Source organism: Alcaligenes sp. GCM10023179 (assembly GCF_042653705.1).
GTDB classification, from domain to species: domain Bacteria; phylum Pseudomonadota; class Gammaproteobacteria; order Burkholderiales; family Burkholderiaceae_B; genus Alcaligenes; species Alcaligenes phenolicus.
The window spans coordinates 687,996-702,854 of record NZ_JBHSIQ010000001.1 but is presented as its reverse complement, the minus strand read 5'-3'; the positions used below and the strand labels follow the sequence as shown (position 1 = coordinate 702,854).

At 57.2% G+C, this 14,859-nt stretch carries 12 protein-coding genes; 8 read left to right on the top strand and 4 right to left on the bottom strand.

The window, feature by feature from the left end; all coding sequences use genetic code 11:
* From ACFPDR_RS03120 to ACFPDR_RS03095, 6 genes are all read left to right on the top strand, one after another.
* A complete protein-coding gene (locus ACFPDR_RS03120; protein ID WP_035273485.1) occupies positions 1-993 on the top strand; it encodes a 4,5-dihydroxyphthalate decarboxylase in 993 nt (330 codons plus the stop codon).
* 12 nt (positions 994-1,005) lie between these two features.
* Entirely contained in the window at positions 1,006-1,881 is an 876-nt protein-coding gene (locus ACFPDR_RS03115; protein WP_035273480.1) for an FAD binding domain-containing protein, read from the top strand.
* The gene (locus ACFPDR_RS03110) at positions 1,874-2,383 is read left to right on the top strand and encodes a (2Fe-2S)-binding protein (RefSeq protein WP_088452182.1); all 510 of its coding nucleotides are present in this window, start codon (positions 1,874-1,876) and stop codon (positions 2,381-2,383) included. The genes ACFPDR_RS03115 and ACFPDR_RS03110 overlap by 8 nt, the downstream gene beginning before the upstream one ends.
* Positions 2,376-4,736: a xanthine dehydrogenase family protein molybdopterin-binding subunit gene (locus ACFPDR_RS03105; protein WP_376910525.1), complete on the top strand. Its 2,361-nt coding sequence runs from the start codon at positions 2,376-2,378 to the stop codon at positions 4,734-4,736. Before ACFPDR_RS03110 ends, ACFPDR_RS03105 begins: the two co-directional genes overlap by 8 nt.
* Positions 4,737-4,751: 15 nt before the next feature.
* Positions 4,752-5,546 (top strand): SRPBCC family protein, encoded by a 795-nt coding sequence (locus tag ACFPDR_RS03100; protein WP_083054552.1) that lies wholly within the window; start codon positions 4,752-4,754, stop codon positions 5,544-5,546.
* A gap of 380 nt (positions 5,547-5,926) precedes the next feature.
* The gene (locus ACFPDR_RS03095) at positions 5,927-6,487 is read left to right on the top strand and encodes a MarR family winged helix-turn-helix transcriptional regulator (RefSeq protein WP_035273469.1); all 561 of its coding nucleotides are present in this window, start codon (positions 5,927-5,929) and stop codon (positions 6,485-6,487) included.
* Positions 6,488-6,540: 53 nt separating this feature from the next.
* On the opposite strand, the gene ACFPDR_RS03090 is transcribed toward ACFPDR_RS03095, so the two are convergent.
* Positions 6,541-7,881 (bottom strand): sigma-54-dependent transcriptional regulator, encoded by a 1,341-nt coding sequence (locus ACFPDR_RS03090; RefSeq protein WP_302357611.1) that lies wholly within the window; start codon positions 7,879-7,881, stop codon positions 6,541-6,543.
* A gap of 2 nt (positions 7,882-7,883) precedes the next feature.
* Positions 7,884-9,740, bottom strand: a complete 1,857-nt coding sequence (locus tag ACFPDR_RS03085) for a sensor histidine kinase (protein ID WP_376910520.1) — start codon at positions 9,738-9,740, stop codon at positions 7,884-7,886.
* A gap of 268 nt (positions 9,741-10,008) precedes the next feature.
* Between ACFPDR_RS03085 and ACFPDR_RS03080 the strand changes: the two genes are divergently transcribed.
* Positions 10,009-11,400, top strand: a complete 1,392-nt coding sequence (locus tag ACFPDR_RS03080; RefSeq protein ID WP_115634395.1) for a dicarboxylate/amino acid:cation symporter — start codon at positions 10,009-10,011, stop codon at positions 11,398-11,400.
* 118 nt (positions 11,401-11,518) lie between these two features.
* Here the strand turns inward: ACFPDR_RS03080 and ACFPDR_RS03075 are convergent, their stop codons facing one another.
* Both ACFPDR_RS03075 and ACFPDR_RS03070 read right to left on the bottom strand, forming a co-directional pair.
* Positions 11,519-12,202 (bottom strand): glutathione S-transferase, encoded by a 684-nt coding sequence (locus tag ACFPDR_RS03075; protein WP_376910518.1) that lies wholly within the window; start codon positions 12,200-12,202, stop codon positions 11,519-11,521.
* Positions 12,203-12,350: 148 nt separating this feature from the next.
* Positions 12,351-13,358, bottom strand: a complete 1,008-nt coding sequence (locus ACFPDR_RS03070) for a rhodanese-related sulfurtransferase (protein ID WP_022983316.1) — start codon at positions 13,356-13,358, stop codon at positions 12,351-12,353.
* Positions 13,359-13,570: 212 nt separating this feature from the next.
* Between ACFPDR_RS03070 and ACFPDR_RS03065 the strand changes: the two genes are divergently transcribed.
* The gene (locus ACFPDR_RS03065) at positions 13,571-14,674 is read left to right on the top strand and encodes a metal-dependent hydrolase (RefSeq protein WP_035273464.1); all 1,104 of its coding nucleotides are present in this window, start codon (positions 13,571-13,573) and stop codon (positions 14,672-14,674) included.
* Positions 14,675-14,859: the final 185 nt, after the last annotated feature.

Sequence of the window (14,859 nt, the reverse complement as noted above, 5' to 3'; positions counted from 1 at the left end):
ATGAGCAAACTGAAGTTAAGCGTATCGATTGGCAATTACGACCGTACTCTGGCCTTGAAAGATGGACGTGTCGGAATTGAGGGCTGTGATATCAATGTCGTATCCCTGGAGCCCGAGGAAGCATTTCACCGTGCTTTTCGCTACGAGGAGTTCGACGTTACGGAAATCTCCATGAGCAGCCACATGATGACTACTGCGCGTGGCGACAATCAGTACGTAGGTATTCCAGCCTTTCTGTCACGCGTTTTTCGCCATTCCGGCATCTATGTGCGTACCGACCGTATCCGCAAGCCCGAAGATCTGAAAGGCAAAATCATTGGTGTGCCCGAATACCAGATCACGGCTAACGTCTGGATCCGGGGCATCTTGCAAGATGAGTTCGGTATCCGCCCCAATCAGATCAAATGGGTACGGGGAGGGATCGAAGAACCAGGCCGGGGCGAGCGCGCTCCCATTGATCTGCCAGATGACATCAGCCTGGAGCAGATCCCGGATGACCGCACCTTGTCGGACATGTTGGAAAAAGGCGAAATCGACGGATACATCGGAGCACGAGCACCTTCATGCTTTCTGCGTAACGCCCCCAATGTGGGCCGTCTGTTCGGAGATGAGTACGTGGAAGTAGAAAAAGACTATTTCCGCCGCACGGGCATCTTCCCGATCATGCATATGGTTGGCATCCGCAAGTCTCTGGTACAGGACAACCCCTGGCTGCCGGTCAGTGTGTACAAGTCCTTTCTGAAGGCCAAAGAGCTGGCCGTGCATGAACTGAACGAGTTGTGCCATCTGGCTGTCACCCTGCCGTGGATGGTGCACCATCACAATGAAGCCAAAGCCTTGATGGGAGAGGACTACTGGCCCTATGGCCTGGAGGCAAATCGCCACACCATCCAGACCTTTGCGCAGTACCACCACGATCAGGGCATGTCGCAACGCCTGGTCAAGCCCGAGGAACTGTTCGCGGCCTCCTCGCTGGACCTCTCCAAGATATAAGGCAAAACCGGCATGAAGGCTCCCGTTTTCAATTACTACGCCCCCGAAACGCTGGCTCAGGCACTGGGCTTGTTGGCCAATCAGGAAAACGCCCGTGTATTGGCTGGAGGCCAGTCCTTGTTGGCCATGCTCAATATGCGCTTTGCATTTCCGGACACGCTGGTCGATATCAACCAGTTGCCCGAACTGTCCTACCTGCAAGAGCAAGAGAATGGCGATATCGCGATGGGTGCCATGACACGCCAGCGCGACATTGAGTTTTCCGAGCTGGTGGCAACACGTTTGCCGCTCTGGAAGGATGCAATCCTCAACGTCGGGCATCGCCAGACCCGTAACCGAGGAACAGTGGGCGGCAGCCTTTGTCAGCTGGACCCTTCTGCCGAAATACCGACAGTCAGCATGGCGATGGATGCTGTGTTGACCGTCGCCAGCATACGTGGAGAACGAACACTTTCAATGGCCGATTTCCCGGCAGCCTACATGACCCCCAACATGCAGGCTGACGAGCTGTTGATCCGCGTCCAGGTGCAGCCGTGGCCCGCCAGCCACGGCTGGGCTTTTCTGGAGTTCTCCCGTCGGCATGGCGATTTCGCCATCGTGTCCTGCGCTGCGTTGCTGTTGCTGGATGAAGCCGGCTTGGTGAGTCGCGTCAGCATCACCCTGGGCGGAGTAGGTGCATTTCCCCTTCGCATGACCGAGGCAGAAAACGCCCTGCTGGGCACCCCGGCCAGCCCCTCAGATATCGAACTGGCCGCCGAACTATGTGGCCAGGTCGATGCTTCCAGCGATAGTTATGTCCAGGGCTGGTATCGCCAGCGGCTGGCCAAAGAATATACGGCGCGCGCCCTGCGGCTAGCGCTCTCTCGTACAGGACAACGGCATGAATAACCCCCTTCCTTCGGGCAGTCGCCCCATCACCCTGTGTGTCAATGGCCAGAACCTGACAGCCCATGCCGAGCCTCGTGTCAATCTGGCCGATTTCCTGCGCCACGATCTGGGTTTGACAGGGACCCATGTGGGCTGTGAGCACGGCGTCTGCGGCGCCTGCACCGTGCAGATTGACGGCCACTCAGCCCGTAGTTGCCTGATGCTGGCAGTACAGGCCCAAGGCAAGCATATCCGCACCATTGAAGGCCTTGCCAACGAGCAAGGCTGCTGGCATCCCATCCAGGAAGCCTTTCGCGAGCTGCATGCCCTGCAATGCGGTTTCTGTACGCCGGGCATCCTGATGTCAGTCGTCGAACTGCTGGAGAACCACAGCGATCCCAGCCCCGAACTGATACGCGACGTGCTGTCCGGTCATCTATGCCGCTGTACCGGCTATCAGAATATTGTGCGTGCGGTACAGAAAGCCGCTGCTGCGATGAGGGCCAGCCATGCTCATGAATGATCCTCACCAGCAGGAACAAGGCGCCTGCGGTCTGGGGCACTCCTTTCTGCGCCTGGAAGATGAAGCCTTGTTAACCGGGCAGGCCCAGTTTCTGGATGACATCCCCATGGAGGGTGTATTGCATGCGTGCTTTGTACGTAGTCCTCACGCGCACGCACGCATTCGTTCCATAGACCTGTCGGCGGCCCGAGCCTTACCTGGCGTACACGGAGTATTTACCGCGCAAGACCTGATGGGCGAATTAACTCATTGGCGTATGCCATTGGGCTTTGCCTTTGCCGTACTACCAGAAAATACCGTCCCCTTTGTCCTGGCACGCGAAGAAGTCGCCTTCGTTGGCGAAGCGATTGCCGTGATCGTCGCCCAGTCCCGTCACATAGCCGAGGATGCTGCTGCACTGGTGGCTATCGACTTCGAAGTCCTGCCAGCGATTTCTGACCTGCGTCTGGCTCTGGAACCGAACGCAGCGGTGGTACGCACCGAGCTACAAAGCAATAGCCTGCAAAACTACACGCTGGCCTATGGCGATATCGATGCCGCCTTCCTTGATGCAGACATCCTCATCGAGGAGTCATTTTCAGCCCACCGCGGCTGTGCTCATCCCATCGAAGGGCGAGGCGTGCTTGCACGACTGGACCCCGCCGGCAACGAGTTGACCGTTTGGTCATCCACCCAGATGGCACACGAACTGCACTACACCCTGGCCCTGATGCTGGGCCATCGCGAAGATCAATTACGTGTGATCACCCCCGACGTAGGCGGCGGTTTTGGGGCAAAGTTCATGATCTACCCCGAAGAAATCGTCATTCCAGCTGTCGCCCGCCTGCTACGTCGTCCCGTCAAATGGGTAGAAGACAGACGCGAGAACTTCCTGACCTCTATTCAGGAGCGCGACCAGGTATGGTCAGTATCTCTGGCGGCCGATAAAAACGGGCGCATACGCGGCTTGCGTGGCAGTTTCATCCATGACCACGGAGCCTACACGCCGCAGGGCACCAACGTCCCCTACAACGCAGCCTCATCCATGACGGGCCCCTATATCGTTCCGGCTTTCAGTCTGACCGCTGACGTGGTCTACACCAACAAGGTGCCAGTCGCTACGGTACGCGGCGCAGGCTATCCGCAGGCCGCTTTCGTCATGGACAGACTAATGGACCGGCTCGCGCAACATATTGGCATGGACCCCATCCGCTGCCGCGAGCTGAACCTGATTCCTGCTGCCAAAATTCCCTACACCAAGCCGCTGAAATCCAGGGCGGGTATACCACTGGTTATCGACAGTGGAGACTTTCCCCGCATGCAAGCCATGGCAGAGCAGGCGATGGACCGCGACGGCTTTGAGCAACGACGACAGGCTGCCCTTGCTGAAGGCCGTTATCTGGGCCAAAGCCTGGCCAATGCCGTCAAACCAACCGGTCGCGGCCCCTATGAGTCCGCCACCGTCAAGATTTTCCCATCCGGTCGAATTGCCGTGTTCACGGGAGCCCTGGCCATGGGCCAAGGCATCAAAACCTCCCTGGCGCAGATTTGCGCGGCACATTTCGGAGTGGAACCCGCAGGCATAGACGTTCATGCCGGCGATACACGTCACATTGGCGTTGGCATGGGCGGTTTCGCAAGTCGCCAGGCGATTATGGCGGGTACAGCCGTTGAACAGGCCTCCCGGCAACTACGCCATAAAGTGCTGCTGGCAGCAGCGGCCGTGCTGAAAGTCCCTCAAGAAACCCTGAACATTTCTTACGGCATCGTGCGTAGCAGCGCAACTGAAACAACCATCAGCCTGGCTCGACTGGCCATGGAGCTCAAAGGTGTGCCGGGCTACAGCCTGCCTATCAAGACAGACCCTGGTTTGGAGAGCACCGCTCATTTTCACTGCGACGAGCAAACCTACGCCGGATCCACGCACGCCTGTGAAGTGGAGGTAGATGCCAGCACTGGCGCTATCCACATCACACGCTATCTGGCTGTGCAAGATTGCGGCACGCTCATCAACCCGATGATTGTGGAAGGTCAGGTCGTTGGCGGGGTCGTCCATGGTCTGGGCAATGCCTTGTTCGAACAGATGGCCTACGACGCCGAAGGTCAGCCCTTGTCCACCACTTGTGCAGAGTATCTTCTGCCCACCGCCCCGGAAGTACCAAATATCGAGGTGCTGTTCTGCCCCTCGCCCACACACTTGAATCCGCTAGGAGTCAAAGGCGTGGGCGAATGCTCCACCATCGCCGTCGCCGCCGTCGTCATCTCAGCCGTAGAGCAAGCACTGTCACCGCTGAATGTGCGCATCAACGAGTTCCCACTCAGCCCTATGCGGCTACTGGAACTGATCGATCAGGCCACGCAACCGACACAATAAAACAGGAAAGCTGCCATGAATTTCAAAAACCGGTTTCATATTCCTCTACCGCTGGATCAGGCATGGACGCTCATGCTGGATGTACCGCGCATCATGCCTTGCCTGCCCGGAGCCAAACTGACTGATGTCTTGGACGGCAACAAGTACCAGGGTTCGGTTTCAGTCAAACTCGGGCCGATCAAGCTTTCTTTTGATGGCACTGCGGAGCTGGTCAACACCGATGAGGAAAATCATATTGCCTATCTGCGTGGCGCCGGTCTGGACCCCAAGGGACGCGGTTCAGCCAGCTCGGACTTCAGCTTTGCGCTGACACCGTCACCAGAAGGAGGCACCGACGTGGAGGTCAGCACAGAGCTGACCTTGTCAGGAGCGGTAGCCCAGTATGGACGCGGCAGCGGCATGATCGCCGAAGTGGCCGGACAGATCCTGGGCCAGTTCGAGCGCAATCTTGCGCGCATGGTGCGGGGTGACACCAATCCTGCACAGGGCTCTGACGCCCCCGTCTCCCCCAGCAGCCAGGGCATGACAGCCGCAGCTGGCGCTGCGGTTGCCAACATGCCCTCAACAGCTGCCACGCCAGTTTCCACTATCGAAGCCCAAGCCATCCTTTATCAATCCCAAGCCGTGCTCGCTCAAACCCAGCAGCTACAGGCCCAGATGCAACAAACCCTGCTAAGGCTGCAAGCACGTGGCCGACAGGATGATGACTCTGCAGGCGAGCTCAATATGCTATCTATCGGTCTCAAAGCCTTCTGGTCGCAGATACGTTATCGAGTGGGAAGACTGTTCGGGCGCAAGGACCCCGCGTAAAGCTTACGAGGAAACTAAGCGCCTTGTACCCGGCGCTTAGACTGCCCCTGAAAATGCCAATCAGGTATCAATCGGCTGCCAACACGCAGTTATTAAAATCGCCTGACAAACTCTTGATTTAAAACAGAGAAACTTTCACCAAGAAAAAGCGATAAAGCAGCACACTGATTATATTTTTCAGCAAGTCGGGAAATAACTGAGAGATTGAGCATGGACAGCACCAGGTGGAAACGAATACAAAATAAGAATGCAGCGCCTACCTTTCCTAGTCTGGCGCTGTCCTCCCTATAATCGCCGACCTTGTTACTACCGCCCCGTTGGGGCTTATCCTGCCATCAAGCTGTGGCCTCACCAGTCACAGCTAATGGGTCACACTCTTGATGTCTGGCTTAAGCATGAAGAATCACACCGAGTTAAAGCAAGAGAAAGGACTGAAATCCGGCGAGGCCGAATCCCTCGGCCCAGTAAAGGAAGAAAATGCCGAATTATTTCGGCAAAAGCTGTGGTCGCGTTCCGGCTTTCTGGTTCGACGTCTGAACCAAATCCATTACGCCATGTTCTACGAAGAATGCAAAAGCGATATCACCCCTGTCCAGCACGGGGTACTGTCCGTCTTGATGGGCTCACCCTGGCTAGACCAAACTACCATAGGCTATGAGCTTGGTCTGGACCGCACGACCTCCGCAGAAGTTATCCGCCGTCTGGAAGAAAAAGGACTGCTGGGACGACGCGTCAACCCTGATGACCGCCGCTCGCGCCAAACCTACATTACCGAGGCCGGCCTGGCCGTCATGCAAGGACTGAGCGCTGGCATGAACAAGGCACAGGAACGTCTGCTGGACCCACTGACGGCAAAGCAACGTCAGGTATTCATGGATATGCTGACCCGCATTGTGGAGCACAACAATCAATATGGGCGCGCTGCCCTGAGGAATATGTAGTCTGATCGTAAATTTGAGCAAAACCCCGATATAGCTCACTTTTACTCCAGCCTTTATTCACCCTGCGCCCCCTCTTCCACAAAGTCGCTACGCAAAATGCCATGCCGCTGCAACTTGTCGTAAAAGGTTTTGCGCGGGATACGCAAGTCCTGCAAGGTCGCCTTGATATCGCCACGATGGCGTGCCAGCGCCTGACGTATCTGCTGCGACTCGAACTGCTCCATGCGGGCGGGCAGGCTCAAGTCCTCGTTTTCCAGCTCCTTGATCTCCGGGTGCTGCACACCCAGCACTTCACGTTGCGCAAAGTGTGCCAGCTCGCGCACATTGCCCGGCCAGTGATGTGACTGCATATAGGCCAGACTGCGCGCATCGGGCATCTTTTGCGGCATACCGTACTTCTTGGCAGCCAGCGCCGCAAAGTGAGCGAACAGCATGGGGATATCCTCCTTGCGCTCCCGCAAAGGCGGCAAGCGCAAGGTGACCACGTTGAGTCGGTAATACAAATCGGCGCGGAAATTCGCACGCTGGGCAGGGTCGGACAAATCCACCTTGCTGGCGGCAACGACGCGGATATCTACCGGATGCTCTTCGTTGGAACCCAAAGGAGTTACGCAACGGGTTTCCAGCACACGCAGCAAGCGCACCTGTGCAATCATGGGCATGCTTTCGATTTCATCCAGAAACAGCGTGCCACAGTGTGCATGTTCAACACTGCCTACACGTCTGCGCTGCGCGCCCGTGAATGCTCCGGCTTCGTGGCCGAACAGCTCGCTTTCAATAATGGTTTCAGGCAAGGCACCACAGTTCAACGCTACAAAACGATGCTGTGCTCGGGCGCTCCAGCGGTGCAGCAACATGGCCACCACTTCCTTGCCTGTGCCGGTTTCCCCTTCCACCAGCACATCCACATCGGACTGTGCCAGATGCCGCAAGGTAGTGCGTAAATTGACCATGACCTCGGAATTACCCAGGAGCGCCGGGCCTTGGCCGTCCTCGTCCAGTTCTTCGCGCAAGGCACGGTTTTGCAAAACCAGACTGCGCTGCATGGCGGCATGACGTATTACCGTCAGCAGGCGTTCGGCCTGATAGGGCTTGGTCAGAAAATCAAAGGCGCCATCGTGCATGGCCTGTACGGCCATATCAATATCACCGTGGCCGGTAATCAGCACGACGGGCTGCTCGGGATCGCGAGCATGCAAGGCTTGCATCAGCGCCAGACCATCCATGCCCGGCATGCGAATGTCCGTCACCACCACACCCGGATAATCCTTGGGCAAGCGACTCAGGGCCTCCTGCCCGCTGGCACAGGCCACCACCTTCAGGCCCGCCAGTTCCAGACTTTGCACCACGGCGGCACGCAAGTCCGCATCATCATCAACAAACGCGACTTCCATTCTTATCTCTCTCCCTGGCCCAGCTCGCTATCGGCATTGCGCAGCACGATATGGAACGTGGCGCCACCCAGGCGCGAAGGCCCTTCTTCCAAACGGCCACCCAGGGCCGCCACAATATCGTGCGAGATCACCAGCCCCAAGCCCACACCTTGGCGACGGCTGGAGCTAAAGGGCGTAAACAGGCGTTGGCGGATTTCCGCACTCAGGCCGGGGCCGTTGTCGGAAACAACAATGCGCACATGCTGCTGCTCGCTCATGACTTCTATACGAATACGCCCTTGACGGCTCCCATCCAGAGCATCGAGCGCATTACGCAGTAAATTCACCAGAACCTGCTCCAGACGTACCGGCAAGGCCCATACACGCACAGACTCGTTCACGCCCTCCAGTTCCAGGCCCACACCTTGGGCCCGCGCCCTGTGCTCCAGCAATTGCCAGGCGCTATCCACAGCCGAACGAACCCGTACCGGGCCTTCCTGTTCCTGGGGCTTGCGGGCGTAATGACACAGTTGGGAGGTAATACTGCCAATGCGTTGGGTCAGCGTCTGGATGCGGGACAGGTTCTGCCGTGCCGTTTCCGTCTGGCCCTGATCCAGCAAGCGCAAAGTGTTGTCCGCATAGACTTCAATCGCCGCGACAGGCTGGTTGATCTCGTGAGCCACCCCGGCCGTCACCTGCCCCAGAAAGGACAGCTTCTCGGCCTGCTCCAACTGCTCACGCAGATCACGCGCACGCGTACGGGCTTCTTGCAGGGCCTGCATCTCCTGCTCCAGGCGACGACGCGCCACCTGCAACTGAGCCGTCCGGGACTCTACCGCTTCTTCCAGCGCATCACGCAGTAGCTCCTGACGCGCCTGTGCTTCCCGGCGCTGTTGATTGCGTTGCAGGGCCAAGGCCGTCAGTACCAGCGCTGCACATAACAACCCCATCACCGTCAGACGGGATTGAAAGGCCTGGGTCTGCAATGCAGCATCCATGGGAGCCATCGCGTGCAAAACCCAATCACTGCCTGCGACAGGCTGCTGCACATGCAAAAAGCGCTCCTGCCCCAATGTCCAGAAGGAGGCCCGTTCGCCGGAATCCGACATATTCAAGCCCACTGACTCCAAGGGCTCATTACCAAACTGCTGACTGGCCCGCAGCTTGACCAGTTGCTCGGGCGCGGCTTGATCCAGACTATGCAAACGCCAGTCCGGTTCACCGCTTAGCAAGATCACGCCATTGGGATCACTGACAAACATGCGATCGCCATAACCTTCCCATTCTTTTTCCAGCAGATCGAATACCAGCTTGATGACGACCACACCAACCGGCTTGCCGTCCTGATCTTGCACCATGCGTGAAATGTACAGACCTGCCTTGCCGCTGGCAGTCCCCAAGGCAAAGTATTCCGCATGCCCCTGCTCCAGGGCTTTGGTGAAGTAAGGGCGGAAACCGTAGTGATTGCCCACGAAGCTGTCGGGCTCCTGCCAGTTACTGGACACCAGCGTCTGCGAATGAATATCCAGCAGGTACAGAACAGGAGCGCCCGTATCTTCGGCCAATTGCTGGAACTTGCGATTCAAAGCCTCGGCATCACCATAGGCAGGATTGCCCATCAGGTATTGGCGCAGAGCCTCGTCCTGGGCCAGCGCAAAGGACAAGGTGCGGAATTTGTCTCGGATAGTCCTGATCCAGCCGGCATTACCGCGCATCAAGGAATCAAGCCGCTGTTCGCTTTGTGTCAGCAAACGAGCCGTGCCCAAATCGGCCGAACGCCAGAAGGCAAACAGCCCCAGCACGACGGCCAAGCCCAGCAGCAGCAACCATTCGAGCCTGAAGCGCCGCCGCATGCCCGAAGAAACCGGAATGGAGTTCATGAAACCCGTGCGAAATATCGCCAAAAATTAGTAATAGCTGTGCGGATTTTCGCACACATAAGCAGATAGCGGGGAAGTCTCCTGTCCGCAAGCCGCTTATTTACTGGTTTTCTGCCGGCGAACAGATTGGCACGGATGTTGCTTTAGTCATGAGCTTATGGGCCGGGACAAGGATTCCGGCGAGCGTAAACCGCCTGCCCACACACAATTCCAAGCAGGCCACCAGCTGACTGCCAGGTCGGCTACATCAAGTCACGGAGACGACATCATGATGGATATAAGCACAGGAGACCGTTCGGTACCGCAGATCGTCAAAATCAAGTGGTATCGAATTTTGTACGTACAGGTCATCATCGCCATCACTATCGGGATTTTGCTGGGCCATTTTTACCCCTCGCTGGGCGAGAGCATGAAGCCTTTGGGCGATGCCTTCATCAAGCTGGTCAAAATGATTATTGCGCCCGTCATTTTCCTGACGGTAGCCACCGGCATTGCCGCCATGACAGACCTGCAAAAAGTGGGCCGTGTGGTGGGCAAGGCCATGATTTACTTTCTGACTTTCTCCACGCTGGCCCTGATTGTAGGCTTGGTGGTCAGCAATATCGTGCAGCCCGGCCATGGCATGAACATTGACCCCAGCACCCTGGACCCCAGCTCTATCCAGGGCTACGTGCAGCAAGCCCATGACAGCACGCTGACGGGCTTTTTGATGAACATCATCCCCGCCACCCTGATCAGCCCCTTTACCGGCGGCGACATTCTGCAGGTGCTGTTTGTGGCCGTGCTGTTTGGTATTGCCCTGGCCGCTGTGGGCGATCACGGCAAACCCGTGCTGAAACTGCTGCAAGCCTTGATGACGCCTGTTTTCAAGCTGGTTGCCATCCTGATGAAAGCCGCTCCCATCGGGGCCTTCGGTGCCATCTCTTTCACCATCGGTAAATACGGGATTGAATCCGTGTCCAGCCTGGCGCTGCTGGTGGTCACTTTCTACGTCACCTCCGTGCTTTTTGTGCTGATCATTCTGGGTGCCGTGGCCCGCTACAACGGCTTTTCCATCACCAAGCTGATCCGCTACATTCGTGAAGAACTGCTGCTGGTGCTGGGTACCAGCTCCTCGGAAGCGGCTTTGCCTACCTTGATGCAGAAGATGGAACGCGCCGGGTGTGCCAAGTCGGTTGTGGGCCTGGTTGTACCTACCGGCTACTCCTTCAACCTGGACGGCACCAATATCTACATGACCATGGCGGCCCTGTTCATCGCCCAGGCTTGTGATATTCCACTGACCTTGCAGCAGCAGGTTCTGCTATTGCTGGTTGCCATGCTCAGCTCCAAAGGCGCGGCGGGTGTGACGGGGGCCGGTTTCATTACCTTGGCGGCTACCCTGTCCGTAGTGCCTTCAGTGCCTATCGCTGGCATGACTCTGATCCTGGGGATTGACCGCTTCATGTCCGAATGCCGTGCGCTGACCAATCTGGTGGGCAATGCGGTTGCCACCATTGTGGTTGCCCGCTGGGAAGGCGAACTGGATGCCGATCAACTTAACAGCGCCATGAATGGCGAGCTGCCACCACTGGATACCAGTGTCACCTTGCATCAGCGTGGTGACATGGAGATTCCCGCTCAAGAGGCCAGCGAGCCGCGCGCGACTGTTGCAGCCTGATTCGGGCACTTGAAAAGAAAGGCCGGTTCTCAATGGAAAACCGGCCTTTTGCTTGCCTGCATGTTCTGGCCAAGCTGCTCCCGCTCGTATTGCTTTGGGCAGGTCGCTAGCGACTCAGTCAGACAGAAGGAAACCGCACAATCTCGCTGTCTGGCGTCCAGGCAGGGTATTTATCCATGATGCTCAGGAACAAAGGGCTGGACTGAAAGTTCAGCAACCAGGTCGACAAGGCCGTCCAAGGCTGCGCATCAAACCAGCCCCTGTTCACTTGTGCGAATTGCCGCACAAAGGGGGCAATCGCCAAATCTGCCAGACAAGAACGCTGTCCCATCAGGTAGCCCTGCTGTTCAATGCGGGCATTCAGGCCCATCAATAATTCACTGGCTTGGGCTCTATGCAGGGCCGAAAAACTGGCTGCATCCGTGAATTGTTCATCCTCGGTATGGCGATCCGGGTATTTATAGCAATCCAGATGCCGCTTGAAAGGCCCGTCATTGGCCGCAATCAGGGCCAGCATTTGCTCGACATCGCCCTGCTCAGGCTGCAAATACTGCTTGGGATCTTGAATCGCCAAAGCCCAACGCATGATGTCCAGGCTTTCATCAATAACCTTGCCATCGGGCAAGACCAGCACCGGGACGGTGGCTTTGGGAGAGGCCAGGCGCAGGGCCTCGGGTTTGTCGCGCAGTACGACTTCGCGCAACTGACAAGTTACGCCGCTGGCCGCAATAGCCAGCCGTGCCCGCATGGCATAGGGGCAACGGCGAAAGGAATACAAAATGGGCAGATCAGATAAGGACATGCTCAATCCCGTTAAAAAGCCGCGCCACAGGCACGGACTTAAAGCGCCGGCGTTTATGCAAAGCGCCCTCCTGTAGCAGAAGGGCGGACTATAAACGACGCAGCGCCAGAATCAAGCTAGTAGAGGTAACACAGTGGCCCGATCAGGGCTAGGCGTCCTTGCCTTGCTGAGCCAGCAGGCGTTGCTCTTCCGCCTTGCGGCGGGCGGCTTCACGGCGCTCGGTCAACTCGTCCATGCTGACGCCAATGTGACGCTCTTCACGCTCGCGCGCCAAAGCTACTTGCTTTTGACGCTCGCGGAAACGCTCGATCTGCTCGGGGGAGCTGTGGCCGTGGCAGTAGGGACAGCTGACGCCTTCTTCGAACTGAGGCGAGGCTTTTTCCTCTTCGCTGATAGGCATGCGGCAAGCACGACAGAAGTCGTAATCACCGGGTTCCAGACCGTGACGTACCGATACGCGCTCGTCGAATACAAAGCAGTCACCATCCCACAGGCTTTCTGCCGCTGGAATCTCTTCCAGGTATTTCAGAATGCCGCCTTGCAGGTGGTAAACCTGATCAAAGCCTTGCGAACGCATGAAGGCTGTGGATTTTTCACAGCGGATACCGCCGGTACAGAACATGGCCACGCGCGGTTTGCCATGCAAGACACCGCCTTCCTTGGACTGCTCGGCCACCCACTGAGGAAACTCGGTAAAGCTTTGGGTCTTGGGGTTGATGGCACGGTTAAAAGTGCCAATACCCACTTCGTAATCGTTGCGGGTATCCACCACCACCACGTCCGGATCGCTGATCAGGGCATTCCAGTCTTCGGGAGCAACATACTCGCCCACCATTTCGGCGGTTTTCAGATCCGGTACGCCCAGGGTAACGATCTCTTTTTTCAGCTTCACCTTGAGGCGGTAAAACGGAGCCTTGTCGGCATAGGATTCTTTATGCACCAGGCCAGAAATACGTGGATCGGAGTTCAGATATGCCAAGACGGCACGAATACCCTCCTGAGGGCCGGCAATCGTGCCGTTAATCCCTTCGCGCGCCAGCAACAGCGTGCCCTTGACCTCGTGCTGCTCGCAAAAAGCAAACAAGGGGTCGCGCATTTGGGCGAAATCGGGCAATTCCACGAACTTATATAAAGCCGCGATCAGGTAGGTAGACATAGGTAAACGAATTCTCTGGATAGAAGCGGTGGCGCAGCCCGCAGGCGGTAGGACAGCGTAGGCCGTCGTACACTATACGCGACTGATACCCCTTGGGCCTTTGACGCCCGTCAAAAAAATAGGGCGGGCCGGGGATTCAACTTTAAAATCATAACGCTAAAGCCGTCAGGCCGCATCTGGCCCCGGTCCCTGTTTCACTTTGCACGAGAGCTATGGATTCCGTAACACAAGCAGTCCTCGGTGCCAGCATCTGCGGCTCCCTCCTCGGGCGGCAGTATGGCCGCAAGGCGGTCCTGTCCGGTGCCATCATCGCCACCCTGCCCGATCTGGATGTCTTCATTCAATATGGGGACCCGATTACCTCCATGGTCAGTCATCGGGGTTTCTCGCACTCTTTGTTTGTGTTGAGCGCGGCAGGCATCCTGGTCACCCTTTTATGGCGACTGCTGTTTCCACAAGCACGTGCCTCTGCGGGGAGGCTGGGGCTGGCGGTCTGGCTGGCGCTGATTACCCACCCTCTTCTGGATGCCTTTACCAGTTACGGAACGCAATTGCTGTGGCCTTTGGCCGCTACCCCGGCAACCTGGTCCAGCATCTTCATTATTGACCCGCTCTATACCGTGCCCTTACTGATCGCCACGATCATAGGCTTGATTCGTGGGCCGGTACCCGCAACGATACGGGCCTGCAACTGGGCCTTGCTCTTGAGCAGCCTGTATCTGGCAGCCTCGGTAGGTGCCAAGTTCTGGGCCGAGCAACAGGCAACCGCACAGCTCAAACAAGAGCAGGTGGAAATCGCGCGGGTATACTCCGCCGCCCAACCCATGAACATCCTGCTCTGGCGTGTACTGGTGCGCGACACACAGGACCGGGAATGCGAAGTCATGGTGGGCCTGCTGGACCGGCTGCGTGCACCCAAGGGGCATCAATACGAATCCCTGTGCCTGCCCGTACATAGCGACTACACCCAGCTGTTCCCCCCCTTGAAACAGCTGGAGCAACTGCGCTGGTTTTCGGACGATTGGCTGCGCTACGACATCATCGATGACCTGCTGGTGGTCAGTGATATACGCATGAGCCTGGGCCCTGGCCAGTACAGTTTCCGCTTTGTCGTAGCCGAACGCATTGCCGACGACACCTGGTTGCCGGTGATTCCGTATCGTTGGGCCAGTGGCCACAATATTGCTTTGCTAAAGCCCGTTCTGCGTCGTATTTGGGAGCCGACTCCACCGCTACCGCTACAAGAATGGGCCAAACGCATTGATGCCGGCGTGCCTATTCCCAGGGCAAGCCCAGACTTCCAGGACATGGATTAAGCAAGGCCAAAAACCAGAGACGGAGACGGGCCTGTGCAGGGTGGGCATAGCCAACTGTTGCTAGCCCGCCCGGCCGCGTGTAGCACGCACTCCTGAAACATAAGGTCCTAGCTTGATACAAAATACGAAGTGGTGAAGCTATAAAATTGCGTCCTGCCCGATAGGGGTTTTAACGTATTGCCAAC